We start from the raw sequence: 25,754 nt of genomic DNA on the forward strand, positions 1-25,754 counted from the left end.
CGGAACCCCCTGGTCCATCACTCCGACCGAGGCATCCAGTACTGCTCGGGGCTGTACCAACGCCTGCACGTGCAGCACGGGGCAACCTGCTCGATGACCGATGGTTACGACTGTTACCAGAATGCGCTGGCTGAGCGCGTCAACGGCATTCTGAAGAACGAGTTGCTGGAGCACCCTCCCGCCGACCTCGGACAGGCGCGCCGTATGGTGCGCGAAGCCGTCGATATCTATAACCGGGAGCGGCCTCACCTGGCCCTGAAATACAAAACGCCCGATGCGGTGCATCGGGCGTTTTGAGGTCTGGCGCTTGGCCTGAAAGGTGTAAACCTATTTCAGGACTAGACACGTTTCGACAACCAGGCGGGCGCCTGACTGACCTGCTCAGGCTATTGCCCCGTGCCGGTATCACCAGGTGATTCGGCAGGCTTGCAATACAGGGTGTAGGGGCGGGGTCCAGTACGGACGTCTTCCTCTATCCAGCACCCCTGAACAGGGCGGTCGAGTTTCTTCGCCAGGACCACATAGTCCCCTGAATAGCGGCAGACCAGCCACAACCCTAACTCGTTTTCGATCAGGCCATTGAGTTCTCCCCAACCATCTCGCTCCTTGCCGTCCAGCAGGAAAGGCTCGAGCTTTAGATCCGCTAGCTCTTCCGGAGGCCCCAGAACGAGTCCCAGCCCCTCTACCCTCAGCTTGTTGCGCCTCGACTTCGCCACCCATCCTTCCGGCGCTGATACGACGCCTGGTGACTCCACATCTACATAAGTCGGGCACTGCAGTTCATAAGCGGCGGCCCCCTGACTCCAGAATACGGCGGACAGCAGGCCTATCCAGAGAAAACATCCCTTGTTCAAATCGAAAACCTCCTTCGACAGCAAGTGGAAAATCCACCCCGTCACTCGCAGCATTCAGCGGTTTGCAAAACGGGGGCCGAAGCCCCCGTTCACGTTTCCTGATCAGACCCGCTCGGCCGGCTTGACCCTGAACCAGGCCGCGTAGAGCGCCGGCAGGAACAGCAGGGTCAGCGCGGTGGCGACGATCAGGCCGCCCATGATGGCCACCGCCATGGGGCCGAAGAACACGCTGCGCGACAGCGGGATCATCGCCAGTACCGCTGCCAGGGCGGTGAGCACGATGGGCCGGAAACGCCGCACCGTGGCCTCGATGATGGCGTGCCAGCGGTCCAGGCCGGCGCTGATGTCCTGCTCGATCTGGTCCACGAGGATCACCGAGTTGCGCATGATCATCCCCGACAGGGCGATGGTGCCGAGCATCGCCACGAAGCCGAACGGCTGGCGGAACACCAGGAGGAACAGGGTCACGCCGATCAGCCCCAGGGGCGCGGTGAGGAACACCATGGCCGAGCGCGAGAAGCTCTTGAGTTGCAGCATCAGCAGCGTCAGCACCACCACGATGAACAGCGGCACACCGGCGTTGACCGACTTCTGCCCGCGCGCGGAGTCCTCCACCGTGCCGCCCACCTCCAGCAGGTAGCCGCTGGGCAGCTCGGCGCGGATCGGGTCGAGGGTCGGCTGGATCTGCGTCACCAGGCTGGCCGGCAGCGACTTGTCGTAGATGTCGGCGCGCACGGTGACCGTCGGCAGGCGGTTGCGGTGCCAGATGATGCCTTCCTCGAAGCCGTATTCCAGGGTCGCCACCTGGGACAGCGGCACGCTGCGGCCGCTGTCGGTGGGCACCGCCAGGCTCGGCAGCAGGGCCAGTTCCTCGCGCTCGCGCGGGGTGCCGCGCAGGAGGATGTCGATCAGCTCGTTGTCCTCGCGGTACTGGCTGACGGTGCTGCCGCTGAGGGAACTCTGCAGGAAGCGCGACAGGTCGGCGGTGCTCACGCCCAGGGCACGGGCGCGGTCCTGGTCGATGTTCAGCCGCACCACCTTGCTCGGCTCCTCCCAGTCCAGGTGCACGTTCACCACGTGGGGGTTCTCGCGCACCTTGTCGGCCACCTTGCGGGCCAGGGCGCGGACTTCGTCGATGTGCTCGCCGGACACGCGGAACTGCACCGGGTAACCCACCGGCGGGCCGTTCTCCAGGCGGGACACGCGGGTGCGCACCGCCGGGAACTCGTCGTTGAGCACCTGGATCAGCCAGCTGCGCACTGCCTCGCGGTCCTCGATGGTCTTGGCCAGCACCACGAACTGGGCAAAGCTCGCAGCCGGCAACTGCTGGTCGAGGGGCAGGTAGAAGCGCGGCGACCCGGTGCCCACGTAGGCCACGTAGTTGTCGATGCCGGGGTGGTCCTTGAGCAGCGCCTCCAGGCGCGCGGCCTCGGCTTCGGTGTTGAGCAGGGAGGCGCCCTCACCCAGCTTGAGGTCCACCATCAGCTCCAGGCGCCCGGAGGCGGGGAAGAACTGCTGGGGCACGAAACGGAACAGGGCGATGGAGGCGACGAACGCCACCAGGGTCAGCACGATGACCGTCTTGCGCCGGCGTACGCACCACTCCACCACACGCCGCACACGCTGGTAGAAGGGCGTCGCGTAGGGGTCGTGGGCGCCGTCGCCGCCGTGCTTCTCGGCGTGGCGCTTGGCCAGGTCGGGCAGCAGCCGGTCACCGAGGTAGGGCACGAACATCACGGCAGCGATCCAGGACACCAGCAGGGCGATGGTCACCACCTGGAAGATCGAGCGGGTGTACTCGCCGGTGCCGGACTGGGCGGTGGCGATGGGCAGGAAGCCGGCGGCGGTGATCAGGGTGCCGGTGAGCATCGGGAAGGCGGTGCTGGTCCAGGCGAAGCTGGCCGCCTTGAGGCGGTCGTAGCCCTGCTCCATCTTGATGGCCATCATCTCCACCGCGATGATCGCGTCGTCCACCAGCAGGCCCAGGGCCAGCACCAGCGCGCCGAGGGAAATCTTGTGCAGGCCGATGCCGAAGTAGTGCATCGCGGCGAAGGTCATCGCCAGCACCAGGGGGATGGACAGCGCCACCACCAGGCCGGTGCGCAGGCCGAGGGAGAAGAAGCTCACCAGCAGCACGATGATCAGCGCCTCGGTGAGCACCCGGACGAACTCGCCCACGCCGGTCTTCACCGCAGCCGGCTGGTCGGACACCTTGCGCAGCTGCATGCCGGCCGGGAGGGTTTCCTGCAGACGGGCGAACTCGCCCTCCAGCGCCTGGCCGAGGACCAGGATGTCGCCCCCGGCTTTCATCGAGACCGCGAGGCCGATGGCGTTCTCGCCCATGAAGCGCATGCGCGGCGCCGGCGGGTCGTTGAAGCCCCGGCGCACTTCGGCCACGTCACCAATGCGGAAGGTGCGATCCCCCACGCGGATGGGGAAGTCGCGGATCTCCTTCACCGAATCGAAGCGTCCGCTCACCCGCAGTTGCACGCGGTCGGTGGGCGTCTCGAAGAAGCCGGCGGCCGCCACGGCGTTCTGCTCTTCCAGCGCCTGCTGCACGGCGGCCAGCGGCAGACCCAGGGTCGCGGCCTTGGTGTTGGAGAGCTCGATCCAGATTTTCTCGTCCTGCAGGCCGATCAGCTCGACCTTGCCCACGTCCTTCACCCGCTGCAGTTGCAGCTGGATGCGGTCGGCGTAGTCCTTGAGCACGGCGTAGTCGAAACCCTCGCCGGTGAGGGCATAGATGTTGCCGAAGGTGGTGCCGAACTCGTCGTTGAAGAACGGCCCCTGGATGCCCTGGGGCAGGGTGTAGCGAATGTCGTTGATCTTCTTGCGAACCTGGTACCAGAGCTCGGGAATCTCGTTGGAGTGCATCGAGTCCCGTGCCAGGAAGGTGACCTGGGATTCACCCGGCCGGGAGAACGACACGATGCGGTCGTACTCGCCGGTTTCCATGAGCTTCTTCTCGATGCGCTCGGTGACCTGGCGGGAGACCTCTTCGGCGCTGGCGCCGGGCCAATTGGTGCGGATCACCATGGCCTTGAAGGTGAAGGGCGGGTCTTCGCTCTGCCCCAGCTTGGAGTACGACAGGGCACCGACGATACCCAGGAGCAACATGACGTAGAGGACGATCTGGCGGTTCTTCAGCGCCCAGGCGGAAAGGTTGAAGTTCACCGTGCCTTACTCCTTGGCCACCAGCTTCACCGCGCGGTTGGCGCGGTCCACGGGGCGGACTTCCTGCCCCTCGCGCAGCACCTGGACGCCGGCTGCGACGACCCAGTCCTGGGCCTTCAGCCCGTCCAGCACCGGTACCCGGTCCTCGCCATAGGGGCCGACGTGCACGGTACGCCGCACCAGCGTGGAGGTGGCAGGGTCGACCACCCAGACGAACGGGGTGCCGGCCTCGGCCGTCAGTGCCGACAGCGGCACCGAGAGGGTCTCTGCTCCCACGCCCTTCACGTAGACGCGCGCGCTCTGGCCCAGCTCCGCAGGCACCTGGCCAGCGGTGAAGGCGACCCGCGCGGCGAAGGTCCGCGACTGCTGGTCCGCCGCCGGCGCCAGCTCCCGGATGCGCGCCGGCAGTTGCCGACCCGGCTGGGACCACAGCTCCACGGCCACCGGCTGGTCCACCTTGAATCGGTCGATGGCGTGCTCGGGCAGGCTGATCAGCACTTCGCGCTCGCCGTCGGCGGCCAGGCTGAAGACCGTCTGCCCGGCGGCCACCACCTGGCCCACTTCGGCACGGCGGGAGGCGATCACGCCATCCTGGGAGGCACGCAGCACGGCGTAGTCCGCCTGGTTGCTGGCGACGTTGTACTCGGCCTTGATCTGCTTGAGGCGCGCCTCGCCGGCGCGGTACTGGTTCTCGACGTTGTCGAACTGCGACTGGCTGATGAGCTTGCGCTCCAGCAGGGTGCGGTAGCGGTCACGCTCGGCACGCACCAGTTGCAGGTTGGCTTCGGCGGCCGCGACCTGGGCACGGGTCGCCTCCAGTTGCAGGCGTACGTCCTGAGGGTCCAGCTCGGCCAGGGGTTGGTCCTTCTTCACCCGGTCCCCCACTTCCACCAGGCGGCGGGTGATCTTGCCGCCGATGCGGAAGGCCAGGTCCGGTTCGTAGCGGGCGCGCACCTCGCCGGCGTAGGTGTCCACGGCGTCCGCCGCGGGTTGAGGTTGCACCACCATGGCCGGGCGGATGGTAGGCTGCGCGCTTTCACCATTGCCACAGGCACCAAGGAGAAGGGACAGCGACACGGGCAGAGCGAGGGACAGAGCATGGCGGTGCATGGTGAATGACCTTTCGCGACGTACGGTTTTTGAATATTTATACTGCCCGGTATAGTAAAAATAGCGAACTCACCAGTCCAGTATTAACGAGAAAATGTCAGACAATTCTTTGCAGAGCAGCGGCCCGGGGCGCCCGAAGGATCCGGCGAAACGCGCAGCGATCCTTGAGGCGGCGAAATCGCTGTTCCTCAGCAAGGGCTACGACGGCAGCAGTATGGACGCTATCGCCGCGGAAGCCGGGGTCTCCAAGCTCACGGTCTACAGCCACTTCACCGACAAGGAGACGCTGTTCTCCGCCGCCGTGAAGGCCAAGTGCGAGGAGCAATTGCCGGAGCTGCTGTTCCAGCTGCCCCACGACGGCACCATCGAGAGCGTGCTGCTGAACATCGGCCGGGGCTTCCATGCGCTGATCAACAGCCGCGAATCCATCGAGCTGCACCGCCTGATGGTGGCGCTGGGCGCGCAGGACCCGAAGCTCTCGCGGCTGTTCTTCGACGCCGGCCCACAGCGCATCCTCAACGAGATGGAGCGCCTGCTGGCCCGCGCCAACGACGCCGGCAAGCTGCGCATCGACAAGCCATTGAACGCCGCCGAGCACTTCTTCTGCCTGATCAAGGGCGGGCACAACTTCCGCCTGCTGATCGGCTGCTGCACCGCGCTGGAAGGGCCGGGTGCCGAGCAGCACGTGCAGGAAGTGGTGGAGCTGTTCCTCAAGGCCTACCGGGCCGAAGCCTGAGGAGCGCGCCCGGCGCTCAGCGCCGGTGCAGGCGCACCCGTGCGCGACGGGGCCTCAGGGAGAACCAGCCCTGGGGCTCGATCGTCCCGAGCGGCTCCACGTCCCAGTGGGTGACCCACCAGGCCAGGGACACCGCCACATCGAGCATCGCCATGGCCGTGCCGGGGCAGGCCCGGTCGCCCAGGCCGAAGGGGAAGTACGCGCCTTTCGGCCAGGTGGCCGGTTCCAGGAAACGTTGCGGCCGGAAGGCCAGCGGCTCGTCGAACCAGCGCGGATCGCGGTGGGTGATCCAGCTGGACAGCATGAGAATGTCGCCCTTCCGCAGCGCCTGCCCGAACACCTCGGTGTCGGCCGTCAATTGCCGCGGCACCAGGCCGTAGGCCGGCGGGTACAGGCGCAGGCTCTCCTGGATCACCGCCCGCAGCAGCGGGCAACCCCGCAGGTCCGCCACGCCCTCGATGCGTGACCAGTCGACGCCGGCCAGCTCCTGCCGCAATGCCGCCAGCACCTCGGGGTGCCGCGCCAGCATCAGCAGCGTCCAGGTCAGGGTCACCCCGGTGGACTGGTGACCGGCCATGAGCAGGGTCGCCAGTTCGTCGCGCTGTGCCGCCAGCGGGCGCGGCGACTGCTCGGCGATACCGGCGACCACCGCCTGCAGCCGCCCCAGGGCCCAGCGCTTGCGCGGGCAGAGCTTGCTGGGGAACCAGTGCCCGAGGGGAATGCCCGTGCTGGTCTCCAGCAACGCCACCCGCGAGAGCAGGCGCACGGCCCGGGCGATGTCGAAGGCCTGGTCGCGCAGGTCCATGCCGAACAGTGCGTGGCCGGTGAGCGTGGCGCTGTAGGCCGCCATCTGCAGGTCGAGATCGACTTCGCCACCGTCTTCCAGCACCTGCCCCCAGCGCTCGGCCAGTTGCAGGATCTCCAGCGGCTGCGGCGCGGCGATGTGCGGGCGAACGGCCTTGCGCTGGGCCTGGGCGGGTGGCCCCTCGCGCATCATGAAACTGCGCCCGTTCCACTGGCGCATCATGCACAGGCTCGGCTCCCAGCGCCGCAATAGGGCACGGTGCTCCACCAGTGCCTGGTGCACGGCCTCGGGGTGGAACAGGCACCACACCCGGTTCAGGCCCATGCGCGAGACGGCCATGTCGGGCTGCTCGGCGTGCACCTGCGCCAGCCAGGCCAGCGGGTCGCGCTGCAACGCCAGCCAGTGCCGCGCACCGGCACGCTGGTCATCTACCCAGGGCAGGCGCGCCAGGGTGCGGCGGATGGGGCAACGCAGCGTGTCGTCCATGAGCACCTCGCACTCAGCCCTTGGCGAGGGCTTTCTTCGGGTAGATGTCGTAGCGGCTGGATTTGCCTTCCAGGGCGTAGCCCGGCTTCGGCCCCTCGATGATCGGCGCCTTGCGGGGGCGCTTCACCACCACCCGGTGGCTAGCCAGCTCCAGGGCGGCAGCCAGCAGGGCCGGGGCGTCCAGGTCATCCCCCACCAGGGGGCGGAACAGGCGCATCTCCTTCTTCACCAGGGCGCTCTTGTCCCGGTGCGGGAACATCGGGTCGAGGTAGATCACCTGGGGCGGCTCGTCCGCCCACTCGGCCATGCGGGTGATCGCATTGCCGGTCAGCAGGTGCAGGCGGGCGGCGATGGGGGCCACGTCAAGATCGCGCGCAGCACGGGCCAGGCCATCTTCCAGCAGGGCCGCCACCAGCGGCTGGCGCTCGATCAGGTGCACTTCGCAGCCCAGGCTGGCGAGCACGAAGCCATCGCGCCCGAGCCCCGCCGTGGCGTCCAGTACCCGAGGCCGAATACCGGGCTGGATGCCCACCGCCTTGGCGATCATCTGCCCTGCCCCGCCGCCGAACTGGCGCCGATGCGCCGCAGCCCCTTCGACGAAATCCACCCGTACCGGGCCGGGCGCGCCCGGCCCCAGCTCCACCAGTTGCAGGCCGTCGTCGCCCAGCTGCAGGGCGAAGCCCGCTTCGCCGTCCAGGGGCAGGCCCAGGCGCTCGGCCCAAGCCCGAGCCTCGGCCTCCAGGTGAGGCACCAGGGCCTCGACCCTTACCCGGGCCGTTTGCTGCTCGTCGTTCATCAGGGGTTCCACCGAATCGAATGGGCGGCATTTTGCCAGAGCCGGCTGCCCGGGGTCAGCGGCACTGGCGGAACAGCCCCATGTCGAGGTGGAAGTGATCGCGGTGGGCCGCGTTGTAATCCGGCCCCAGGGTGACGTGGAAGGTGTCGCAGGCGGCCTGGTGCGCCCGGTGCAGGAAGCGTGCGGCATCGCCCTGGCCGCTCCAGTCGCGGGCTACGCTGATGCGCCGACCATCGGTCAGCTGGAAGCCGGCGATGTCCAGGGCATTGGCGTAGGCGTGCTGGCTGCGGCGCTGGCTGGTGCCGATGTTGCGGCAGGCGAAGCTGCCCAGGTGCTCCACCCGCGCCACCGGCTGGCCGAACACCTCGCGGGCGGCCGGCTGCAGGCCATGCCGCTCGAACAGCGCCCAGCCCACCGCCACTTCGCAGGTGGCCAGGAAGCTGCTGCTGAAGCGCACGCCGGATGCGCTCACACGCACCGCGTTGTCCACCGGGCAGCCCGGCGCCGGCACGCTGTCGGGCACCGCCTGGTAGCGCATCCCCGCGCTGTCCAGGGCCTGCTTGCAGAGCTGGGGGTCGGCCTGCAGGCGCATCAGCTTGAAGGAGGTCAGCAGGTTCGGTAGCTCACGCACGTCCAGCGGGGCCCAGGGGTTCCAGCGCGGGGGCACCTCGATCCAGCCCTGCCTCACCGCCAGCGGCAGCAGTACCAGCGCCAGGACGAGGCCCCCGCCCAGCACCCACCCGCGTCGACTCATCGGGCAGGAAACAGCGCGTTGATCCGGTCGAACGGCATCGCCTGCTGGGCAGCGGACAGGTCATGCCCATGGAGCTGGCGCGCCGCCTCGAAGAACGCACCGTAGGCCACCCGTGCCAGGTTGGATCCCAGGCTGACCCGACGCACGCCCAGTGCGGCCAGTTCGTCGAGAGTCAACGCCAGCGCCGGCGAGCCCACCAGGATATTGACCGGCTTGGGGGCGACGGCGGCCACCACCTCGGCGATCTGTTCGCGGGTGGTCAGGCCGGGGGCGTAGAGCACATCGGCGCCGGCCTCGGCATAGGCCACCAGGCGGCGCAGGGTGTCGTCCAGGTCCGGCCGGCCATGCAGGAAGTTCTCCGCCCGTGCAGCGAGGGTGAAGGGGAACGGCAGCGCCCGCGCGGCCTCGACGGCCGCCTGGATGCGCTCCAGGGCCAGTCCGGCATCGTAGATGGGCGCCTCCGGCCGGCCGCTGGCGTCTTCGATGGAGCCACCGACCAGGCCGGCTTCCGCTGCCAACCGCAGGGTCTCGGCGCAGGCTTCGGGGCTGTCGCCGTAGCCGTTCTCCAGGTCGGCCGCCACCGGCAGCGGCGTGGCCTCGACGATGGCGCGGGCATTGGCCAGGGCCTCTTCGCGGCTCACTGCCCCTTCCGCGTCCCGCCGCCCGAGGGAAAAGGCCAGGCCGGCGCTGGTGGTGGCCAGGGCCTTGAAGCCCAGGTGCGCCAGCATGCGGGCGGAGCCGGCATCCCAGGGGTTGGGCAGGACTAGCAGGTCCGGTCCCTGGTGCAGGGCGGCGAAGTCTCGGGCACGTTGGCTCTGGTCAGTCATGGGCGTCGCTCCATCGAAGGCGGGGAGGCCCGACCTTACCCCAGGGGAACGGGAGCGGACAGAGACAGTGCCCGGGGATCAGAGCAGCTCGAACTGCTCCGCTGCCGGGGCCACCTCGGGCTCGGCCAGGGCGGGCAGGCCCGGCAGGCGTCCCATCAGGCCATCGTGGAAGCGCCTGGCCTGGGCGGCGGCCAGGTGGTTGTCGGGGGTGTGCAGGAACACGTAGGGCGTGAGGCCCTCCTCGATCCAGCCGGCCACCTTGTCCAGCCAGGGCTCCAGCCACACCTGGTTGGCGTCCAGGTCAGGGCCGCCGATGAAGCGCACCTGCGGGGCGCGGCTGAACGCCGCCGGGCGCACAGGAACACGCGGCTTCTTCGATTGCGCGTGGCGAACGGCCGGGTCGTCGGACTCACAGGCGAACAAGGCCCGGGAATCCAGGCAGATGCGCTCCACACCGCGCTCATGGAGCAGGCGGTTCAGGGCCTTCTCCTCCTCGCCCCGGGCGAAGAAGGCGTTGTTGCGCACCTCCACCGCCATGGCGCGGTGGGAGAAGGTGTCGAGCCAGTCCGCCAGCTCGCCGAGCCGCTGCGGCCTGAAGCTGGCCGGCAGTTGCAGCCAGAGCGGCGCGACCCGCCCACCGAGCGGTTCGAGCAGGTGCAGGAAGGCCTGGGTGGCCTCGACCTTGTCCCGCAAGTCGCCTTCGTGGCTGATGTCCCGGGGCAGCTTGGCGCAGAAGCGGAAGCCCTCCGGCATCCGCTCGGCCCATTGCTGAAGGGTGGCGGGCGCGGGACGGGCATAGAAGGTGGTGTTGCCCTCGACGGCGTTGAACACTCGGGCGTAGTGCTCCAGGGTTTCCGCCGGGCGGACATCGTCAGGGTAGAGGGAACCGCGCCAGGCTGGCTCGTTCCAGGACGGGCAGCCGAGGAAGTACGGCAGCATCAGGCGTAGAGGTCGAGTCCGAGGACTTCCGGCGCGTCGGCTTCGGAGGCGAAGCTGGCCGTGGAGCTGTAGCTGGCGATGGCCTGGTAGGCCCGGTTGCTGAGGTTGCGCACGGCGGGTTGCTGCAGATCCTGGGGACGGGCCGGCAGGGAATTGCTGCTGGCGTTGCCCGCCTCCACCTTGCGGGGTTGGGCGACCTGTTCGAAACCCTGGGTATTGCCGGGGCTGGACGGCGTATCACGGCGCGCTTCGACCTCGCGCTGCACCTCGCGGAAAGCATTGGTCGCGCTGCCCTGGCGAGGGCTGCGGTCCAGCGAGATGGAGGAGGTGAAACCGTCGATGCGCATTGCGAGCTTCTGCTGTCCCTAAAGGTGGGCGTGAACGGAGTGGAATCTAGCCGGGCGCCGGGTGATTTTCAATCGGCACGGACGTCCGGCCATACCGGCCGTCGCCTATGGCGACCGCCGATGTTTCCCCTCAGACCGGCGCCTTGGGGGTGGCCACGTTGTCGCGCAGGTACACCGGCTGCGCCGCGTCGGCCGCAACGGCCTCGCCACGGGCCCAGGCAAAACCGGCCAGGGCGAGCAGGTCCTGGGCGTGGGGCAGCAGGGCCGCGTCGCGCCCCTGGGTCGGCACCGCCAGGCGCTCGCCGTAGGTGCCCCAGCCGGTGCCGGCACCGAACCAGTCGCCCGCTGCATCGCGGGGCAGCGCCACCTGCTCCGGCGGCAGGACCGCTTCGACACCGGCCAGGCGCATTGCGCCGGCTTCCAGGCGGTAGCAGCCCCAGTAGACCTCGTCCATGCGCGCGTCGATGGCGGCGGCTACCTGGGTCACGCCCTGCTCCCGGTGGGCACGCTGGGCCAGCACCGCGAGGTTGGAAACCGGCAGTACCGGGCGCTCGAGGGCGAATGCCAGCCCCTGGACCACGCCGATGGCGATGCGCACCCCGGTGAAGGCACCCGGGCCACGGCCGAAGGCGATGGCGTCCACGGCGGACAGGGCGACCCCGGCCTCGCCCAGCAGGTCCTGGATCATGGGCAGCAGGCGCTGGGCGTGCTGCCGGGGAATCACCTCGTAATGGCTGAGCACGCGCCCTTCATGCAGGAGGGCGACGGAACAGGCTTCGGTGGCGGTATCCAGGGCCAGCAGGGTGGTCATCGGGGCATCCAGGTGAGCGAAAAAAGGCGCGCATTATAAACGCCAACGGCCCGCAAGCGGGCCGTTGGTCGGGATGATCGCGAGGGATCAGGACAGGGCGGCGAACACCTTGGCGGTGATCTCGTCGACGCTGCCCACGCCGGCGACGGCGCTGTACTTCGGCGTGCCTTCGGCGGCCGACAGCTTCTGGTAGAAGTCCACCAGCGGCTTGGTCTGGGAGTGGTACACGGAGAGGCGATGACGCACGGTCTCCTCGGTGTCGTCCTTGCGCTGCACCAGTTCTTCACCGGTGACGTCGTCCTTGCCCTCGACCTTCGGCGGGTTGTAGACGACGTGGTAGACGCGGCCGCTGGCCTCGTGCACACGGCGACCGGCGATGCGCTGGACGATCTCCTCGTCATCGACGGCGATCTCGACCACGTGGTCGATGCTCACGCCTGCTTCCTTCATGGCCTCGGCCTGGGGAATGGTGCGCGGGAAGCCATCGAACAGGAAGCCGTTGGCGCAATCGGGCTGGGCAATGCGTTCCTTGACCAGGTTGATGATCAGGTCGTCGGACACCAGGCCACCTGCATCCATCACGCTCTTGGCCTTCAGGCCCAGCTCGGTACCGGCCTTCACGGCGGCACGCAGCATGTCGCCGGTGGAGATTTGCGGGATGGAGAATTTCTTGGTGATGAAACCAGCCTGGGTACCTTTGCCGGCACCGGGCGCCCCCAGCAGAATCACGCGCATCGATGTGCTCCTCAAGAATTATTTTGAAGTCTTCGGATTCGCCTCGTGGGGCCAATCTCAGTATCGGTTTCGGCGTCTTCGAGCGGCCAAAAGGTTGCTCAAGATACACAGCACCCCTATAGCGCACAAGCCGTCGAAAGTCGGAGCAAAAGGCCCTCTAGCCGGTGTTCCGCAGGCCCGCCGCGATGCCCGCCACGCTCACCAGCAAGGCCAGCTGCAGGGGGTCTTCCACGCGGCTTCCAGCCGCTCTGGAACGGGCCAGGAGCTCGGTCTGCAGCAGGTGAAGCGGGTCCAGGTAGATATTCCGTACGCCGATGGCCTCGCGGGTCTCCGGACTGAGGGCGAGCAGCTCGGAATGGCCGGTCACGCGCAGTACCGACGTACAGGCCTGCGACAATAGGTCGCGTAAATGCGCACCCAGCGGACGCAGGCCATTTTCCACCAGACGTTCGTCGTAGAGCGCCGCGATCGGCGCGTCGGCCTTGGCCAGGACCATCTCCAGCATGTCGATGCGGGTGGCGAAGAACGGCCAGCCCTCGCGCATGCGCTGCAGCAACGGCCCCTCGCCCCGCGCCTCGGCGCCCTGCAATGCACGCTCCCAGCCGAGCCAGGCCGGCAGCATCAGCCGCGTCTGGGTCCAGGCGAAGATCCAGGGGATCGCCCGCAGGCTCTCGATGCCGCCGGCCCGGCGCTTGGCCGGCCGACTGCCCAGGGGCAGCCGCCCCAGCTCCTGCTCGGGCGTGGCCTGGCGGAAGTACTCGACGAACAGCGGGTGCCCGCGCACCACGTCGCGGTAGCCGGCCAGGCCATCAGCGGCCAGCCGGTCCATGGCCTCGCGCCAGGCCGGCTCGGGCTCCGGCGGCGGCAGCAGGGTCGCCTCCAGCACGGCGGCCAGGTAGAGGTTGAGGTTCTGCTCGGCGATGTCGGGCAGGCCGAACTTGAAGCGGATCATCTCGCCCTGCTCGGTGGTGCGGAAACGCCCCGCCACCGAACCCGGCGGCTGCGACAGGATGGCCGCGTGGGCCGGGCCGCCGCCGCGCCCCACCGTGCCGCCCCGGCCATGGAACAGCAGCAGCTCCACGCCATGCCGGGCGCACACCTGCACCAGTGCTTCCTGGGCACGGTACTGGGCCCAGGCGGCGGCGGTGGTGCCGGCGTCCTTAGCCGAGTCGGAGTAGCCGATCATCACTTCCTGCGGGCCGCACAGGCGCGCGCGGTAGTCCGCCAGGCCCAGCAGCCGGTCGATGGTCGGCGCGGCGTTGTCCAGGTCCGCCAGGGTCTCGAACAGCGGGACCACGCGGATCGGCCGTTGCAGCCCGGCCTCCTTCAGCAGCAGTTGCACGGCGAGCACGTCCGAGGCCGCCCCCGCCATGGAGATCACGTAGGAGCCGAGGGACGCCGCCGGCGCCTGGGCCACCACGCGGCAGGTGGCGAGCACCTCGGCAGTGTCCTCGCCAGGCTGGTGATGGGGCGGCAGCAGCGGGCGCGGGTTGGCCAGCTCACGCAGGAGGAAGGCCAGGCGCGTGTCCTCGTCCCATTGGCTGTAGTCGCCCAGCCCCAGGTAGTCGGTGATCTCCGCCAGGGCGGCGCGGTGGCGGGCCGAGTCCTGGCGCACGTCCAGGCGCACCAGGAACAGGCCGAAGGTGGCCGCGCGGCGCAGGCAATCCAGCAGCGCGCCATCGGCGATCACGCCCATGCCGCAGGCATGCAGCGAGCGGTGGCAGAGTTCCAGCGGTTGCAGCAGGTCTTCGTTGTCCTGCAGCACATCGGTGCCGGGCAGCCGCTCGCCGTCCAGGGCGGCCTGGGCCCAGGCACGGGTGGCGCGCAGGCGCTCGCGCAGTTGCTTGAGCAAGGCACGGTAGGGCTCGGCCTGTTCGCCGCCGACGCACGCCAGCAATTCATCGCTGGCGCGTTGCATGGACAGCTCGGCCGCCAGGTGATCGACGTCCCGCAGGTACAGGTCAGCCGCCATCCAGCGGGCCAGCAGCAGCACCTGGCGGGTCACCGCTGCGGTGACGTTGGGGTTGCCGTCGCGGTCGCCGCCCATCCACGAGGCGAAGCGCACGGGCGCGGCGCGCAGGGGCAGGTGTTCGCCGGTGGCGGCGAACAGCGCCTGGTCGGCCTTGCGCAGCACGTTGGGCAGCGCTTGCCAGAGGGAATGCTCGATCACCGCGAAGCCCCACTTGGCCTCGTCCACGGGGGTCGGCCGCTGGCGGCGGATCTCGTCGGTGTGCCAGGCCTCGGCGATCAGCCGGCGCAACGCCAGGTGCACGGACTCGCGCTCCGCGTCGGTGAGGTCGTCATGGTCCAGACGGGCCAGTTGCGCCGCCATGGCGTCGTACTTCTGGATCAGCGTCCGCCGGGCCACCTCGGTGGGGTGGGCAGTGAGCACCAGTTCGATGTCCAGCGTCGCCACCTGGCGGGCCAGCGCATCGGGGGCATGGCCGGCCTGGCGCAGGCGCTGCAGCAGTTCCGGCAGCACGCGCTGCTCGAACGCCAGCGGCTCACCCGGCGCCTGGCGGCGTACCCGGTGGTACTGCTCGGCGATGTTGGCCAGGTTGAGGAACTGGTTGAAGGCACGGGCTACCGGCAGCAGCTCGTCGGTGGTGAGGTCGGCGAAGGACGCCTCCAGCCGCTGCCGCCCTTCTGCCACACCCTGGCGCGCGGCCTTGGCGCCCTTGCGGATGCGCTCGATCTTCTCCAGGAAGGCATCGCCCCACTGGTCACGGATGGTGTCACCCAGCAGTTCGCCGAGCAGGTGGACGTCTTCACGCAGGCGCGGGTCGATCTCCGCCATAGCAGGCCTCTCCGGTAAAGGGCAAGGAGGCTCCAGAGTGCCCACGCCAGGCAGCACTGGCAAGACCGCCGCTCTACCCCGCGGCACCTGCGCTCCGGCTCGCTGCGGTCAAGGGCTGTGACCCTGCCTCGTAAATTTTCTTGAACATTTTCGACAGGCGGCCGGTCACACCCCATAAGCCAGGTCATTCGGCAAACGCCGCCTAAAATCGGCTATCCGGCGCCAATAGGTATTCATTGGCGCGCATCTGGCAGGAAAGTAGCCATGAGGCCCCACCGGGCCGAGGTCACCAATGGAGCTGAACATGATGAAAAAGCGCGCTGCTGTAGCGAATCCGAGAACAGTGATGGCCGTGCTGGCCCTGGGCGCTACCGCCCTGCTCGCCGGCTGCGCCGGCAACCCGCCGACCGAACAGTTCGCCGTCACCAACACTGTGGTCAAGAGCGCTGTCGATGCCGGCGCTCCGCAGTACGCCCCGGTTGAAATGAAGACCGCCCAGGACAAGCTCGACCAGGCCGAGCGCCTGATGCGCGACGAGCGCTACGACGAGGCCCGCCGCGTTGCCGAGCAGGCCGAGTGGGACGCCCGCGTGGCCGAGCGCAAGGCGCTGGCGGTGAAGGCCGAGAAGGTGCTGGACGATGCCCACCAGGGTGTCCAGCAGATCCGTGAAGAGGGCTCGCGCACCCCGATCCTGGTGCAGTGAACCCCGGCCTCCGAACCCAGTTAAGGATGATCCCCATGAACAAGCTGATCAGCGTTTCCGCCCTTTCCGTGCTGAGCCTGGCCCTGGTGGCCTGCGCCTCCAAGCCGAACCCGAACCTGGACCAGGCCCGCAGCAACTATTCCCAGCTGCAGGCCGAGCCCCAGGCCAACAGCCTGGCCGCCCTCGAGACCAAGGAAGCCGGCGACATGCTCAGCCGTGCCGAGCAGGCCTACGCCGACAAGCAGGAGCCGGTGCAGGTGGACCACCTGGCCTACCTGACCAACCAGCGCGTCGAACTGGCCCGCCAGACCATCAAGCAGAAGGCCGCCGAAGAGGCCCTGGCCAAGGCGCCGGCCCAGCGTACCCAGGCCCAGCTGGACGCCCGCAACCAGCAAGTGGACGTGCTGCTCAACCAGCTCAAGGCCAAGCAGACCGACCGTGGCCAGGTGGTGACCCTGGGTGACGTGCTGTTCGAAGTGGACCGCGCCGAGCTGACCCCCAACGGCATGCAGAGCGTGCACCAGCTGGGCACCTACCTGACCCAGAACCCGGACCGCCAGGTGATGATCGAAGGTTTCACCGACAACACCGGCACCGTCGACCACAACCTGCGCCTGTCCCAGGCCCGCGCCGACTCCGTGCGCCGTGCCCTGGTGGCCATGGGCGTGAACCCGAGCCGCGTCACCACCCACGGCTTCGGCAAGGACTACCCGGTGGCCAGCAATGACTCGCCCTCCTCCCGCGCGCTGAACCGCCGGGTCGAGGTGACCATCGCCAACGGCCCCGGCCCGGTCGCACCCCGCGCCCTCTGAGGCCGTCGCGCCCATGAAGAAGCCCGCCTGATGGCGGGCTTTTTCATGCAGCGATCTTCACTCAGTGCCGCCCGTGCACACCCGGCACATGCAGGTGCCCCGCCTCGGCGCAGGCTTCGGACACCACGCTGGGCGGTGCCGGCTGCTCCAGCTCCCGCAGGATGCCGCACGACACGCTGCTACCGGCGCCCTGGCACTGGGCGCGCAGGTCCCGCAGCTGGCCCTGCAGCGCACGCAGCTCGGCGATGCGCACCTCGACGTGGTGGATGTGCTCGTCGATCAGCCGGTTTGCCGCTGCGCAATCGGCCTCGGGGTTGTCCCGCAGGCGCAGCAGCTCGCGGATCTCCTGCTGGGTCATGTCCAGCGAGCGGCAATGGCGGATGAACGCCAGGCGCTCCACGTGGGCCTGGGTATAGAGGCGGTAGTTGCCCTCGCTGCGCGCGGGCTCGGGCAGCAGCCCCTCGCGCTCGTAATAGCGGATGGTTTCCACCGGGCATTCGGTCAGCCGGGCCAGTTCACCGATCTTCATGAGCAGCACTCCTTGACTCTGTAGTTGCTACAGGGTGTGCAATGACGCCCGTACCGTCAATGGAGTCCGCCATGAGCCAGGACAATTGCTGCAACCACAACCACGGACGTGCGGCCACAGCCAAGCCGAAGGCAGCACACGACCATCACGATCACGATCACGATCACGATCACGATCACGATCACGATCACGATCATCAGCCTGCGGGCCCCGCGCCGGAGCTGCACGCCCCGGACGCCACCCTCGGCGAGGCGCGCTGGAGCAGCCTGCGCATCGAGGCGATGGATTGCCCCACCGAGGAGCGCCTGCTGCGTGACGCCCTGGGCAAGGTCCCGGCCATCGAGGCCCTGGAATTCAACCTGATGCAGCGGGTGCTCAAGGTCCGCCACCGCTTCGTCGACCTGGCGCCGCTGCAGCAACTGGTGGCCCAGCTCGGCATGCAAGCCGAGCCCCTGGAAGCCGGCGCGCCGGCACCGGCCGAGCGCCGCAAGCCCTGGTGGCCGCTGGCCCTGGCTGGCGTCGCCGCCCTGGCGGCCGAAGCCTGCGAGTGGTTCTCCATCGGCCCGGGCTGGCTGGAAGCCGGGCTGGCAGTGCTGGCCATCCTCACCGCCGGCCTGCCCACCTACCGCAAGGGCTGGATCGCGCTGAAGAACCTCAACCTCAACATCAACGCGCTGATGAGCATCGCCGTCACCGGCGCCATGCTGATCGGCCAGTGGCCGGAAGCGGCCATGGTCAGCGTGCTCTTCGCCATCGCCGAGCTGATCGAGGCGCGCTCCCTGGAACGGGCGCGCAACGCCATCCGCGGCCTGCTGGACCTGGCGCCGGAGCAGGCCACGGTGTGGCAGGACGGCAGCTGGCAGGCGCTGTCTTCACGCGAGGTGCAGGTCGGCGCGCGGGTGCGGGTACGCCCGGGTGAACGCATCGCCCTGGACGGCGAAGTGCTGCGCGGCCGCTCCAGCGTCAACCAGGCCCCCATCACCGGCGAGAGCCTGCCGGTGGAGAAGGAACCGGGCGAGACGCTGTTCGCCGGCAGCATCAACGGCGAGGGCGAGCTGGAATACAGCGTCACCCGCGCGGCGGACGACAGCACCCTGGCACGCATCATCCACGCCGTGGAGGAAGCCCAGGGCGCGCGGGCGCCGACCCAGCGCTTCGTCGACGCCTTCTCCCGCGTCTACACCCCGGTGGTGTTCCTCATCGCCGTGGCCACTGCCGTGGTGCCGCCGCTGCTGCTGGGCGGGCTGTGGCTGGACTGGATCTACCGCGCCCTGGTGCTGCTGGTGATCGCCTGCCCCTGCGCCCTGGTGATCTCCACGCCGGTCACCCTGGTCAGCGGGCTCGCCGCAGCCGCGCGCAGCGGCGTGCTGGTCAAGGGGGGCGTGTTCCTGGAGATGGGCCGCCAGCTCGCCTGGGTCGCCCTGGACAAGACCGGCACCCTGACCCACGGCCAGCCGACCCAGACCGACCACGTACGCCTGCGCGACCTACCGGGCCTCGACCCGCGCCAGCTGGCCGCCAGCCTGGCCGCCCGTTCGGACCACCCGGTGTCCCAGGCCATCGCCCGGGCGGCCGAGGCCGACGGCGTCGCCCTGCTGGAGGTGGACGAGCAGGCCGCCCTGCCCGGCCGTGGCGTACGGGGCACGGTGGCCGGGCGTGCCTGCCACCTGGGCAACCACCGTCTGGTGGAAGAGCTGGGGTTGTGCTCGCCCGAACTGGAGGCCCGCCTGGACGTGCTGGAGCGCCAGGGCAAGACGGTGATCGTGCTGCTCGACGAACAGGGCCCGCTGGCGCTCTTCGCCGTGGCCGACAGCGTCCGCGAGACCAGCCGTGAAGCAGTGGCCGAGCTGCACCAGCTGGGGGTGCGCACCCTGATGCTGACCGGCGACAACCCGCACACCGCTGCGGCCATCGCCGCCCAGGTGGGCATCGACGAAGCACGCGGCAACCTGCTGCCGGAAGACAAGCTGGCCGCGATCCGCGAGTGCCAGGCCGGCGGCAAGCGGGTCGGCATGGTCGGCGACGGCATCAACGACGCACCGGCCCTGGCCCGTGCCGACATCGGCTTCGCCATGGGTGCGGCGGGCACCGATACCGCCATCGAGACCGCCGGCGTGGCGCTGATGGACGACGACCTGCGCAAGCTGCCGCAGTTCATCCGCCTGTCGCGCCGGACCTGGTCGGTGCTGGTGCAGAACATCGCCCTCGCCCTGGGCATCAAGGCGGTGTTCCTGGTGCTCACGCTGATGGGCGAAGGCACCCTGTGGATGGCGGTATTCGCCGACATGGGCGCGAGCCTGCTGGTGGTGTTCAACGGCCTGCGGCTGTTGCGCGGTGTGAAGTAGAGGAACGGCATCGCCCGGCTACGGTGCAGCTCACGTAGCCCGGGCTTCAGCCCGGGGAGCGGCGGGCCCGGAATGTCACCGGGTCATTCTGGTGCTTCAAGCCACTGAAAAGCGGTGGGCTGAAGCGGAACGCCGCCCGACCCACCCTACAAAAGCCGCCAGATCAGGCCAGGGCGTCGCGGTAGAGCTGCGCCACGTCCTCGGCGAAGGCCACCAGCAGCACCTCCTCCAGGCTGCTGCCGGCGGGGCGCGCTTGGCGCAGTTCATGAACGGCTACGGCGGCAGCGGCTTCCAGCGGGTAGCCATAGATGCCACAGCTGATGGCCGGGAAGGCGACGCGCGCCAACCCTTGCGCCTCGGCCAGCGCCAGGCTGTTGCGGTAGCAGCGGGCGAGCAGCTCGGGCTCGCCCTGGTCACCGCCGCGCCAGACCGGCCCGACGGTATGGATAACGAAGCGCGCCGGCAGGCGGTAGCCCGGGGTGATGCGCGCCTCGCCCGTGGGGCAGCCGCCGATGATCCGGCAGCGGGCCACCAGCTCCGGCCCTGCAGCACGGTGGATCGCGCCATCGACGCCGCCCCCGCCCAGCAGGGAGGAATTGGCGGCGTTGACGATGGCGTCCACATCGAGGGTGGTGATGTCGCCCTGCCAGACGGTGATCTTCATCAGCGGTCTCAGCGGACTTCCTGCGGGGTTTCCTGGCCCATGCAGCGCACGGCCTGCTTCTTGTTGTCCACCAGCACGCCGGTCAGGCCCTTCTGCTGGGTGTCGAACAGCACCAGCACGCCATCGATGCACTGCGCGACCTGGTTGGCCGGCTGCAGCGAGACCTTGTAGTCCTCGCCGGGAATGGTCTTGAGCATGGTGAAGTCGGACAGCAGCAACGCGTCCTCGGGTTTGGCGAAGTGCAGGTAGCCGTAGTACCAGAGGACCATCACGGTGCCGATGATGGTGCCGACGCCGGTGAGGATCAGCGGAATGGGGTTGCGTTCGCTCATTGGGGACTCTCTGTATTCGGGACTTCAGCCAGCCGTCGCAACCCGACGAACCCCTTGGGGTCATCGAGGTAACGCAGCATCACTTCGCGCCAGGTGGGGTCGGCAAAGGTCTGCACGTGCCCGCCCCGGGTCGGCTGGAACACCCGTGGCGGGGGCGCAGCTTGATACAAGCGCACGCCATTGGAAAGGGGCACCACCGGATCGTCGATGCTCTGGTAGATCAGCATCGGCAGCCCCTGCAGGCGGCCGATGGCGCCGATTGCACTGTCGCCATCCGGCACCAGCCAGGACAGCGGCACTTGCAGCGGCCAGGTTAACCAGGCGTTGCCGAGGGTGAATTGAGCCACGTCACGGTAGCTGGCCGGTACGCCGTCCAACACCAGCGCCCGGACGCCGGCCCGGCGCTCGGGGTGCTCGGCCAGGTAGCGCACCGCCAGGGCGCCGCCCAGGCTCTGCCCGAGGACGATGCGCGGCTGGCCCTGGGCCTCGGGCGCACGGTCGAGCCAGTCGAAGGCGACGTCCAGGTCGAGGAACACATCCGGCAGGGCCGGCCGGCCTTCGGAGTGGCCGTAGCCGCGATAGTCCAGCATCAGCACCTGGTAGCCCTGCTCGGGCAGCCACCAGCTGCCGCCGAGGTGGCTGGCGAGGTTGCCGCCGTTGCCGTGCAGGTGCAGCACGGTGCCCTTGACCGCCTTGCCCGGCGCCACCGGCAGCCACCAGCCGTGCAGGCGCAGGCCGTCGCGGGTCACCAGCTGCACGTCGCGGTAGGCCAGCCCGGCCCGCTCGGGGGTGAAGGGCAGCTCGCGCTCGGGGTAGAACAGCAGGCCGCTGCAACCGCTCAGCAGCGCCGCCAGCAGCAGCGGGACGAGGCGCCTCACTGGCCGCCGGCGCGGGTTTCCTCGCGCGCCTTGTAGGTGGCTTCGTAGATGCGCTCGGCCAGGCGCGAGAAGGGCAGGCTCTGGATCCACACCGTCCCGGTGCCGCGCAGGGTGGCCAGGAGGATACCCTCGCCGCCGAAGAGCATGCTCTTCAGCCCGCCGGCCAGGCCGATGTCGTAGTCGATGCCCTGGGTGAAGGCCACCAGGCAGCCGGTGTCCAGGCGCAGGGTCTCGTTGTTCAGCTCCTTGCGGATCACCGTGCCGCCGGCATGCACGAAGGCCAGGCCATCGCCCTCCAGCTTCTGCAGGATGAAGCCTTCGCCGCCGAAGAACCCGGCGCCCAGGCGCTTGTTGAAGGCGATGCCGATGCGCGTGCCGTGGGCGGCGCAGAGAAAGGCGTCCTTCTGGCAGACCAGTTGCCCGCCGACCTGGGCCAGGTCCACCGGCACCACGGTGCCCGGGTAGGGCGCGGCGAAACCGACGCGCTGCTTGCCCTGCCCTTCGTTGGTGAAGTGGGTCATGAACAGCGACTCGCCAGTGAGCATGCGCTTGCCGGCGCCCCACAGCTTGCCGAGCAGGCCATTGCTGCTGCCGTCGCCCATGCGGGCTTCGAAGCGGATGCCTTCGGTCATGTAGTTCATGGCGCCGGCCTCGGCGATCACCGTTTCACCGGGGTCGAGGATGATCTCCACGGTCTGCGCCGAGGCGCCGAGGATGTCGTATTCGAGCTGGTGGCTGGCCATGCAGGGCTCCCTTGGAGGTGGCTGGGGGATCAATCGCGAGCGCCGGCCAGGCCGCGGTTCGGCACCCCGGGGCCGAGCGCCGCAGCGTCAGAGGATGTTGGCGTAGTCCGCCTCGATGCGGTCCAGGCTCAGGTGGTTGAGGAAGTTGGAGAAGCACATCCACGCCGACAGCGCATTGAGGTCGCGGAACTGCGGCGGCAGGTACTTCGGCGGCACCACCAGGCCCTCGTCCACCAGCTGGCGCAGGGTGCGCATGTCTTCCAGGGTGGTCTTGCCGCAGAACAGCAGCGGGATCTGCTCCAGCTTGCCCTTGCGCACGGCGAGCTGGATGTAGTTGTAGATCATGATGAAACCCTTCAGGTAGGACAGGTCCTTGGTGAAGGGCAGCCCGTCCGGCGACGAGCCCCGGAACACGCGGCTGGCGCTGCCGTAGCTCTCGCCCATGCCGTAGCCCTGCTCGCGGTAGAACTGGTAGACCTCGAGGAAGTCCGCACCCTCCTCCGCCATGTGGATGGCGCGGGTGCGGTTGGTGAGCTTGCGCAGGCGCGAGGGGTAGGAGGCGAAGGCGATCACTTCCATGAGGATCGCCAGGCCTTCCTGGGTCACGGTGGACGACGGCGGGCCCTTGGCGAGGAAGGTGCACACCGGCTGGTTCTGGCCATTGAGGGTGGTACCGACGTGCACCAGCCCTTCGTGGACTTCCAGCGCGCGCACGTCACGTTCGTTGAACAGCGCGTCGCTGCGGATCTTGATGTAGTCGGCGCCGGCCGCCGCGTCGGCGACGATGCCGTCGGACTCCAGCACGCGGATGGTCTCGTCGCCGAACACCGCCGAGAGGCGGCTCTGCAGCAGGCCGACGGCATCCTTGGCGGTGAGGGTCTTGGGCTCGTCCTTCAGGTCGCCGCGGTCGTCGATCTTGTTCAGGTAGTCCGAGAGCATCAGCCCCAGGTCGGACAGGGTCGGGTCACCAGCATGGAAGGCGTCGGAGGCCGCGCCGTAGAGCTCCTGGGAGATCAGCCCGAAGTCCGGCGTACCGCGTGCTTCGAGCATGCGGATGACCATCCGGTACTCCTTGCACATGCGCCGCATGATCTGCCCCACCGGGTTGAACTGGCCGAGCTGGCGGGTGATGTCGCGTTCGATGTTCTGGAATTCGAGCTTCTTGGCCACCGGGTCGAAGGCCAGCGGCCGGCTCTCGTAATAGGCACGGTCCACCTCGGGCATGGCCTTGCCCTTGTGCTTGAGGAAGCCCTGGCGAACGCTGTCGTCCCACTTGATGGCGTCCAGCACGCGGATCGGTGTCTGCGCCAGGACGATGCGATCGGACAGGCTGCGGACGGTGTTCTGGTAGTCGTCAGGGACCTTGCGCCGGCTCATGGTCATTCCGCCCCGGCCCGCTGGTAGCGCGCCGCCTCGATGAACACGTCGGAGTTGGCCGGGTCGTCCAGCCAGGCCTGCAGGGTGCTCCAGGGCACGTCCAGCACCACGCCGTCGCCCTCGGGCATCTCCACCGCCTCGCCCTTGAAGGTGCCGCGCTCCACTTCCTGGCGCAGGCGCTCCACGTCGAGGTTGTAGACCACCAGCTCGTTGTCGGCGGTCAGCTCGAAGCCGGCAATGGCGAAGTTGGCGCCCCACTGCTTCGGCAGCCCGGCGGAGAGGTACCAGCGGCGGCCGTGGTGGGCGACGGTGAAGCCGTACTCGCGCAGGCTGTCGAGGTTGTCCTTGCCGCCCTCGAAGGTGCGGGCGCGGTAGAGGTTGGAGCCGGAGCGGCTGATCTCCAGGTAGGCGCGCTCGCCCCACTCGTCCTTGCGCGACCAGTCCCCCAGCAGCGGCATGGGCGCCGGCTCGTTGGCGGGGATCGGCTCCCGCAGGGTGACCAGGCAGCCGCCCAGCAGCAGGAAGGACAGGGCAAGCAGCACGCGCCAGGGGTTCATCGTGTTCTCCTTGTTCATTAAAAACCCCGCGAGGCGGATGCCTGGAGCGGGGTTCGGCGCCACTGCGCTAGAGGTCCATCACCAGATGGAAGTAACGCCTCAGCACGGCTCGCATTTCGTTGATGTCGAGGTTATCCACACCGCCGACAAGGCCCTGATATTCCATCTGCAGAATGATGGCCGTCAACACCTTGGCGTCCTCGGCGGGCTCCTCGGTGCCCAGGACCTGGAAAAAGTGCTCCGCCCCCTGGGAGAGGATGCCCCGGTGGGCCTCGGCGAGCCCCCGCAACCCCTCGTTGATCAGCGCCTCCTGGCGGAACGCCTGTTCGGCGAGCAGCTGGGTGCGGTTCTCCAGCACCTGGCGGCGCACGTACTCGATGGCCAGTTCGACGATACGGTCGGTCATCTCCCGGCGGGGCTCGCCGCCCTGCTCAATGGCGGCGGCCATGTCCTGCAGGTCCCCTTCGACGCTGCTCCAGAACGCGGCCATGGCTTCGGCACTGCGCTCGACGAACTGGGCGAAGGTGTCGGTGATGAGGTCGTTGATGTCCTTGAAGTAATAAGTGGTGGCCGACAGCGGCACATCCGCCTCGGCGGCCACGGCCCGGTGGCGCACGGCCCGCACGCCATCGCGGACGATGATGCGCATGGCGGCATCGAGGATGGCCTGGCGGCGCTGCTCGCTGCCGTGGCGGCTGGCCTTGCGGCCCTGGTACTGGACACTTTCGGCGAGGGCGCTGGCCGCCTGGGCGGCACTGTCACGACGGGACGGCTGGGGCAAGATGCGGGAACCTTCGGCTACGGGACGTGGATATCAGACAGTTTCGACCAATCAGCGGTCGATTCAACTGCCACAAGGTAAGAACTTGCGTACTCGACGTGATGAGACCCGGCCGGGGCACACCGCCCGTCGTGCCGTGTGGAGCAGCGCGCAATCCAGAGACATACAGGGGAAAGTGGGCAGGCTTTGAAACGTTCCAGAAGGCATAGCGCTTCCATCCTCAGTTATGGACGGGGCCGCGCGACGCTGTAGCGGTGCTTGGAAAAGCGAATCGGGTGCGCACCTTGAAGCTGTTCCTGAGACGGATGCTGGCGCGGGGACAAAGGCTCCTTCAGGAGGCCGAGCGCAGTCGTCGCGGAAGGGGTTGAGCGACATGGATGTCGCGAGAGCGCTGCCGGGCCAGGGATGGCCCGTCTGCGCGTGCCCCTGGAGCGATGACGGAGCGAGGGAAGTCCCGCGAAGCGGGACCCGGATGCAGGGGCGAGACCTTTTGGTTTCTTTTGGGGCGACTGCTGTACGGACCGGAGACATGGTGGACACATGTACGGGGACATGGTTGACGCATTATGGACTGCACTCAGGGTCATTCAGGTCAATGGTCCGAAGTAGTTGGTGGCAGAAGTACACATCGAACAAATGTTCGGCATCTGAGTGCGGACGTATTGCTATCACTTTCCCAGCCAATCCCTTGGCAATGCGGAAGTAGCGTTTTCTGAAGCGGAAACGGCTGTGGTAGACCTTCGCCAGCACATCATCCAGACCGTACTCGAACTCTGTTGGTTGTTCGGGATACTTCCAGGGGCTCGTCCGATAGCGGTTGATAGGAACCTGGTAAGACAGGGCCTCATGCGGACGCTGCTGG

At 68.5% G+C, this 25,754-nt stretch carries 25 protein-coding genes and 1 pseudogene; 5 read left to right on the top strand and 21 right to left on the bottom strand.

The features are described from left to right. Positions 1-297 (top strand): integrase core domain-containing protein (locus BM198_RS28250; protein WP_139233729.1); only part of this gene is annotated, 297 nt, incomplete at its 5' end. Between the two features lie 89 nt (positions 298-386). Here the strand turns inward: BM198_RS28250 and BM198_RS29980 are convergent. The 3 genes from BM198_RS29980 to BM198_RS28260 form a co-directional block, all read right to left on the bottom strand. Then, positions 387-878: an STY0301 family protein gene (locus BM198_RS29980; protein WP_139233730.1), complete on the bottom strand. Its 492-nt coding sequence runs from the start codon at positions 876-878 to the stop codon at positions 387-389. Between the two features lie 78 nt (positions 879-956). Then, complete coding sequence (locus tag BM198_RS28255) at positions 957-4,028, bottom strand: efflux RND transporter permease subunit (protein WP_074974139.1); 3,072 nt, start codon at positions 4,026-4,028, stop codon at positions 957-959. 6 nt (positions 4,029-4,034) lie between these two features. Beyond that, positions 4,035-5,138 (bottom strand): efflux RND transporter periplasmic adaptor subunit, encoded by a 1,104-nt coding sequence (locus BM198_RS28260; RefSeq protein ID WP_044413198.1) that lies wholly within the window; start codon positions 5,136-5,138, stop codon positions 4,035-4,037. Between the two features lie 94 nt (positions 5,139-5,232). Between BM198_RS28260 and BM198_RS28265 the strand changes: the two genes are divergently transcribed. Next, on the top strand, positions 5,233-5,874 hold the full coding sequence (locus BM198_RS28265; RefSeq protein ID WP_044413195.1) for a TetR/AcrR family transcriptional regulator: 642 nt from the start codon (positions 5,233-5,235) through the stop codon (positions 5,872-5,874). A 16-nt stretch (positions 5,875-5,890) separates the two neighbouring features. On the opposite strand, the gene BM198_RS28270 is transcribed toward BM198_RS28265, so the two are convergent. The 9 genes from BM198_RS28270 to ppc form a co-directional block, all read right to left on the bottom strand. Beyond that, on the bottom strand, positions 5,891-7,165 hold the full coding sequence (locus BM198_RS28270) for a cytochrome P450 (RefSeq protein ID WP_074974141.1): 1,275 nt from the start codon (positions 7,163-7,165) through the stop codon (positions 5,891-5,893). A gap of 13 nt (positions 7,166-7,178) precedes the next feature. Then, positions 7,179-7,961 (bottom strand): class I SAM-dependent methyltransferase, encoded by a 783-nt coding sequence (locus tag BM198_RS28275; protein WP_074974142.1) that lies wholly within the window; start codon positions 7,959-7,961, stop codon positions 7,179-7,181. 55 nt (positions 7,962-8,016) lie between these two features. Then, a complete protein-coding gene (locus BM198_RS28280) occupies positions 8,017-8,715 on the bottom strand; it encodes an extensin-like domain-containing protein (RefSeq protein WP_074974144.1) in 699 nt (232 codons plus the stop codon). Beyond that, positions 8,712-9,542, bottom strand: a complete 831-nt coding sequence (locus BM198_RS28285; protein ID WP_074974146.1) for an isocitrate lyase/PEP mutase family protein — start codon at positions 9,540-9,542, stop codon at positions 8,712-8,714. The genes BM198_RS28280 and BM198_RS28285 overlap by 4 nt, the downstream gene beginning before the upstream one ends. Positions 9,543-9,620: 78 nt before the next feature. Continuing rightward, a complete protein-coding gene (locus BM198_RS28290) occupies positions 9,621-10,481 on the bottom strand; it encodes a DUF72 domain-containing protein (RefSeq protein WP_074974148.1) in 861 nt (286 codons plus the stop codon). Beyond that, the gene (locus BM198_RS28295) at positions 10,481-10,828 is read right to left on the bottom strand and encodes a hypothetical protein (RefSeq protein ID WP_074974150.1); all 348 of its coding nucleotides are present in this window, start codon (positions 10,826-10,828) and stop codon (positions 10,481-10,483) included. The genes BM198_RS28290 and BM198_RS28295 overlap by 1 nt, the downstream gene beginning before the upstream one ends. 130 nt (positions 10,829-10,958) lie before the next feature. Further along, on the bottom strand, positions 10,959-11,639 hold the full coding sequence (gene tsaB, locus BM198_RS28300; RefSeq protein ID WP_074974152.1) for a tRNA (adenosine(37)-N6)-threonylcarbamoyltransferase complex dimerization subunit type 1 TsaB: 681 nt from the start codon (positions 11,637-11,639) through the stop codon (positions 10,959-10,961). An 87-nt stretch (positions 11,640-11,726) separates the two neighbouring features. Then, positions 11,727-12,374, bottom strand: a complete 648-nt coding sequence (gene adk / locus BM198_RS28305; protein ID WP_044413172.1) for an adenylate kinase — start codon at positions 12,372-12,374, stop codon at positions 11,727-11,729. Between the two features lie 157 nt (positions 12,375-12,531). Then, complete coding sequence (ppc, locus tag BM198_RS28310; RefSeq protein ID WP_074974154.1) at positions 12,532-15,171, bottom strand: phosphoenolpyruvate carboxylase; 2,640 nt, start codon at positions 15,169-15,171, stop codon at positions 12,532-12,534. 292 nt (positions 15,172-15,463) lie between these two features. On the opposite strand from ppc, the gene BM198_RS28315 reads away from it, so the two are divergent. After that, entirely contained in the window at positions 15,464-15,874 is a 411-nt protein-coding gene (locus BM198_RS28315; protein ID WP_074974156.1) for a DUF4398 domain-containing protein, read from the top strand. A gap of 35 nt (positions 15,875-15,909) precedes the next feature. After that, a complete protein-coding gene (locus tag BM198_RS28320; RefSeq protein ID WP_074974158.1) occupies positions 15,910-16,686 on the top strand; it encodes an OmpA family protein in 777 nt (258 codons plus the stop codon). Between the two features lie 61 nt (positions 16,687-16,747). Here the strand turns inward: BM198_RS28320 and cadR are convergent, their stop codons facing one another. Beyond that, the gene (gene cadR / locus BM198_RS28325) at positions 16,748-17,215 is read right to left on the bottom strand and encodes a Cd(II)/Pb(II)-responsive transcriptional regulator (protein WP_074974160.1); all 468 of its coding nucleotides are present in this window, start codon (positions 17,213-17,215) and stop codon (positions 16,748-16,750) included. A 71-nt stretch (positions 17,216-17,286) separates the two neighbouring features. Between cadR and BM198_RS28330 the strand changes: the two genes are divergently transcribed. Then, entirely contained in the window at positions 17,287-19,560 is a 2,274-nt protein-coding gene (locus BM198_RS28330; RefSeq protein ID WP_139233731.1) for a heavy metal translocating P-type ATPase, read from the top strand. A 163-nt stretch (positions 19,561-19,723) separates the two neighbouring features. Here BM198_RS28330 and BM198_RS28335 read toward each other — a convergent pair whose 3' ends face one another. The 8 genes and pseudogenes from BM198_RS28335 to BM198_RS30345 all read right to left on the bottom strand — a co-directional run. Next, positions 19,724-20,224 (bottom strand): O-acetyl-ADP-ribose deacetylase, encoded by a 501-nt coding sequence (locus BM198_RS28335; RefSeq protein ID WP_074974164.1) that lies wholly within the window; start codon positions 20,222-20,224, stop codon positions 19,724-19,726. Positions 20,225-20,232: 8 nt separating this feature from the next. Beyond that, a complete protein-coding gene (locus BM198_RS28340) occupies positions 20,233-20,556 on the bottom strand; it encodes a PA3694 family proteiin (protein WP_044413157.1) in 324 nt (107 codons plus the stop codon). Next, complete coding sequence (locus BM198_RS28345) at positions 20,553-21,434, bottom strand: alpha/beta hydrolase (protein ID WP_074974166.1); 882 nt, start codon at positions 21,432-21,434, stop codon at positions 20,553-20,555. The genes BM198_RS28340 and BM198_RS28345 overlap by 4 nt, the downstream gene beginning before the upstream one ends. Continuing rightward, entirely contained in the window at positions 21,431-22,177 is a 747-nt protein-coding gene (locus tag BM198_RS28350; RefSeq protein WP_044413151.1) for a TIGR00266 family protein, read from the bottom strand. Before BM198_RS28350 ends, BM198_RS28345 begins: the two co-directional genes overlap by 4 nt. 87 nt (positions 22,178-22,264) lie before the next feature. After that, positions 22,265-23,554 carry a flavohemoglobin expression-modulating QEGLA motif protein gene (locus tag BM198_RS28355; RefSeq protein ID WP_044413148.1) on the bottom strand — a complete coding sequence of 430 codons (1,290 nt, stop codon included), beginning with the start codon at positions 23,552-23,554 and terminating at the stop codon, positions 22,265-22,267. Between the two features lie 2 nt (positions 23,555-23,556). Continuing rightward, the gene (locus tag BM198_RS28360) at positions 23,557-24,111 is read right to left on the bottom strand and encodes a hypothetical protein (RefSeq protein ID WP_044413145.1); all 555 of its coding nucleotides are present in this window, start codon (positions 24,109-24,111) and stop codon (positions 23,557-23,559) included. A gap of 67 nt (positions 24,112-24,178) precedes the next feature. Beyond that, positions 24,179-24,892, bottom strand: a complete 714-nt coding sequence (locus tag BM198_RS28365) for a TetR/AcrR family transcriptional regulator (RefSeq protein WP_074974168.1) — start codon at positions 24,890-24,892, stop codon at positions 24,179-24,181. 564 nt (positions 24,893-25,456) lie between these two features. Continuing rightward, positions 25,457-25,754 (bottom strand): annotated as a pseudogene (locus BM198_RS30345) (IS481 family transposase); the annotation flags it as partial.

Source organism: Metapseudomonas otitidis, assembly GCF_900111835.1.
GTDB lineage: Bacteria > Pseudomonadota > Gammaproteobacteria > Pseudomonadales > Pseudomonadaceae > Metapseudomonas > Metapseudomonas otitidis.

Excerpts from the sequence above, each read along its gene's own strand:
- BM198_RS28260 (WP_044413198.1), bottom strand. The coding sequence starts at position 5,138 with ATGCACCGCCATGCTCTGTCCCTCGCTCTGCCCGTGTCGCTGTCCCTT.
- BM198_RS28265 (WP_044413195.1), top strand. The coding sequence starts at position 5,233 with ATGTCAGACAATTCTTTGCAGAGCAGCGGCCCGGGGCGCCCGAAGGAT.
- BM198_RS28270 (WP_074974141.1), bottom strand. The coding sequence starts at position 7,165 with ATGGACGACACGCTGCGTTGCCCCATCCGCCGCACCCTGGCGCGCCTG.
- BM198_RS28275 (WP_074974142.1), bottom strand. The coding sequence starts at position 7,961 with ATGAACGACGAGCAGCAAACGGCCCGGGTAAGGGTCGAGGCCCTGGTG.
- BM198_RS28280 (WP_074974144.1), bottom strand. The coding sequence starts at position 8,715 with ATGAGTCGACGCGGGTGGGTGCTGGGCGGGGGCCTCGTCCTGGCGCTG.
- BM198_RS28285 (WP_074974146.1), bottom strand. The coding sequence starts at position 9,542 with ATGACTGACCAGAGCCAACGTGCCCGAGACTTCGCCGCCCTGCACCAG.
- BM198_RS28290 (WP_074974148.1), bottom strand. The coding sequence starts at position 10,481 with ATGCTGCCGTACTTCCTCGGCTGCCCGTCCTGGAACGAGCCAGCCTGG.
- BM198_RS28295 (WP_074974150.1), bottom strand. The coding sequence starts at position 10,828 with ATGCGCATCGACGGTTTCACCTCCTCCATCTCGCTGGACCGCAGCCCT.
- tsaB (WP_074974152.1), bottom strand. The coding sequence starts at position 11,639 with ATGACCACCCTGCTGGCCCTGGATACCGCCACCGAAGCCTGTTCCGTC.
- adk (WP_044413172.1), bottom strand. The coding sequence starts at position 12,374 with ATGCGCGTGATTCTGCTGGGGGCGCCCGGTGCCGGCAAAGGTACCCAG.
- ppc (WP_074974154.1), bottom strand. The coding sequence starts at position 15,171 with ATGGCGGAGATCGACCCGCGCCTGCGTGAAGACGTCCACCTGCTCGGC.
- BM198_RS28315 (WP_074974156.1), top strand. The coding sequence starts at position 15,464 with ATGGAGCTGAACATGATGAAAAAGCGCGCTGCTGTAGCGAATCCGAGA.
- BM198_RS28320 (WP_074974158.1), top strand. The coding sequence starts at position 15,910 with ATGAACAAGCTGATCAGCGTTTCCGCCCTTTCCGTGCTGAGCCTGGCC.
- cadR (WP_074974160.1), bottom strand. The coding sequence starts at position 17,215 with ATGAAGATCGGTGAACTGGCCCGGCTGACCGAATGCCCGGTGGAAACC.
- BM198_RS28330 (WP_139233731.1), top strand. The coding sequence starts at position 17,287 with ATGAGCCAGGACAATTGCTGCAACCACAACCACGGACGTGCGGCCACA.
- BM198_RS28335 (WP_074974164.1), bottom strand. The coding sequence starts at position 20,224 with ATGAAGATCACCGTCTGGCAGGGCGACATCACCACCCTCGATGTGGAC.
- BM198_RS28340 (WP_044413157.1), bottom strand. The coding sequence starts at position 20,556 with ATGAGCGAACGCAACCCCATTCCGCTGATCCTCACCGGCGTCGGCACC.
- BM198_RS28350 (WP_044413151.1), bottom strand. The coding sequence starts at position 22,177 with ATGGCCAGCCACCAGCTCGAATACGACATCCTCGGCGCCTCGGCGCAG.
- BM198_RS28355 (WP_044413148.1), bottom strand. The coding sequence starts at position 23,554 with ATGAGCCGGCGCAAGGTCCCTGACGACTACCAGAACACCGTCCGCAGC.
- BM198_RS28360 (WP_044413145.1), bottom strand. The coding sequence starts at position 24,111 with ATGAACCCCTGGCGCGTGCTGCTTGCCCTGTCCTTCCTGCTGCTGGGC.